We start from the raw sequence: 1,972 nt of genomic DNA, 5'->3' as shown, positions 1-1,972 counted from the left end.
GGGGGGGGGGGGGGGGGGGGGGGGGGGGGGGGGGGGGGGGGGTGATAAAGTATCTAGCGGGACACCTAAAAGCAACACAAATTGCAGGTCCTGTCGGCTTCCAGAAAATTTGGAAAGCATGCAAACCTCCTTTGATAGAATCTTAAAAATTTAGAAAATTCTCATGAAAAGTATACCATATTTTCAACAATGGAACAAGATGAGAAAAATAAATATAGTTGGTCTTACAGTGCTAATAATCGTAACCGAAGATTATACTTGAGTATATCGAGGTAAAGTGACAACATAAAAAGCCCTCTGAAAATCAGAGAGCCAATTTGAGCTCGGGATAAAATCCTAGTGAAACAAAAAAATCTACACGGTCAGAAAAGTCTCTATCGTGCCATTTTCATACATGATGTATAGTCCAAGTAGAATGAATACTACGGGCACAATGATTCGCTCGTATTTTTCAATTGTCTCGAATATTAACGGAATAGAGGATAACACCCGACTAATCTCGCATAAGATAATTATGCCGATTACAAACACAAGCAAGGCCACGAGGGTCTGTGACCAATCTAACGAAGCAAAATAAGGTATATAGATACCTAAATTATCTCCGCCAGACGCAATTGTCAGCAATGTAACTGTCCAAAACAGTTGATTTGCCTTGCTTTGTTCTAATCTTTCAATAATTTCTTCCTCTTCTTCCTCTTCTTCCTCACCTTCTCCAACAATTGCAAAGCGAATCCCTAAATAGATAGGGATTAAACCAAGCAATCCAACCATCCATTCTTCAGGCACGAAATTAACGACATAAGCAGCAACTAAACTCGCCCCTACAAGTAAGCCTGTGCCTAGATATTGCCCCGCATAAATATGCCATTTTTGTTTATTCTGTGATAGCTGTGCAAATAAAATAAATAAAATAATTAAATAATCGATACTGGTGGAAATATAAACACCAATAGCAGATATGATTGTCTGTCCCATAAAAACCTCCTGTATTAGTCAGTAATAAATCAGCAGATTTTAGGAGAGCACAGACACATTAATTTAGCTATCGCTAGTGGGTAATGTCGAACATAGGAAAGCATTTTACTCCTCCTCAAAACGTAGTTACAAAGTAATTTCTAACTGGAATTCGGTGACTACTTCCATGTAAAGTATAACATACTATACTTTACTTCGTAAAGTGTGGGCTCTCCGAAGGGGCTTGCAGACAGCTACTCGGCTTTTCAAGCCGAGTAGCTACGCACCCTTATGGTGTAATTAGCTGATACCATTTGAGGTTTTTGTAGTCTCCAAAATTGTGACCGATAAAACACACAATCCGCTATTAAGGTGGGTTACTCAGTTTTTGTAGTCTCCAAAATTGTGACCGATAAAACCTCAATAAAAAAGCCCTCTGAAGTCAGAGAGCTGATTTGAGCCCGGGCTAAAATCCATACAAAAAAGCTACCCATTTTAGAGTAGCTTCATTATCAAGATATGCTCAATTGAACACGGCCTAAGCACTTGGCAAAAAAGATAAAATTTCCTAAAAACTAAAGTTTCTTCGTCAATTTTCCTATTTTTGCTTTGTGCTTTTGACGGCCTTTGTATCTTGAATTAGCGACGAAGTCCTAGAGAGTTGATCAACTCACGGTAACGGTTAACGTCGTTTTTACGCAAGTATGCAAGCAAGTTACGACGGCGACCGATTTTTTTCATCAATCCACGGTAAGTAGCGTGGTCTTTTTTGTGTTGTTTGATGTGTTCGTTAAGGTGGTTGATTTCCCAAGTAAGGACAGCAACTTGAACCTCTACTGAACCTGTATCACCTTCGTGACGTGCATATTGTGCGATGATTTCATTTTTTTTCTCTTTTGAGATTGCCATGATGTTTCTCCTTTTTATTTGGCTTCATCCGAGTGACAGGTTGGCATGCCTGTAACCAAGAAGAAGTTATTTGTCTTTACGACAATCCCTATTCTACCAATAACTAACT

General features: G+C 39.2%; 2 protein-coding genes. Both read right to left on the bottom strand.

The window, feature by feature from the left end; genetic code table 11:
• Positions 1–354 precede the first annotated feature (354 nt).
• The gene (locus ACLNCN_RS04485; RefSeq protein ID WP_000531714.1) at positions 355–975 is read right to left on the bottom strand and encodes a CadD family cadmium resistance transporter; all 621 of its coding nucleotides are present in this window, start codon (positions 973–975) and stop codon (positions 355–357) included.
• A gap of 618 nt (positions 976–1,593) precedes the next feature.
• The gene (rpsO, locus tag ACLNCN_RS04480; RefSeq protein WP_001018251.1) at positions 1,594–1,863 is read right to left on the bottom strand and encodes a 30S ribosomal protein S15; all 270 of its coding nucleotides are present in this window, start codon (positions 1,861–1,863) and stop codon (positions 1,594–1,596) included.
• Between the last annotated feature and the right edge of the window lie 109 nt (positions 1,864–1,972).

The sequence above is a fragment of the Streptococcus sp. CL8.13 genome (genome assembly GCF_049737895.1).
Note: the sequence above shows the minus strand (reverse complement) of the source record. Positions and strands in the feature narration are given on the sequence as shown.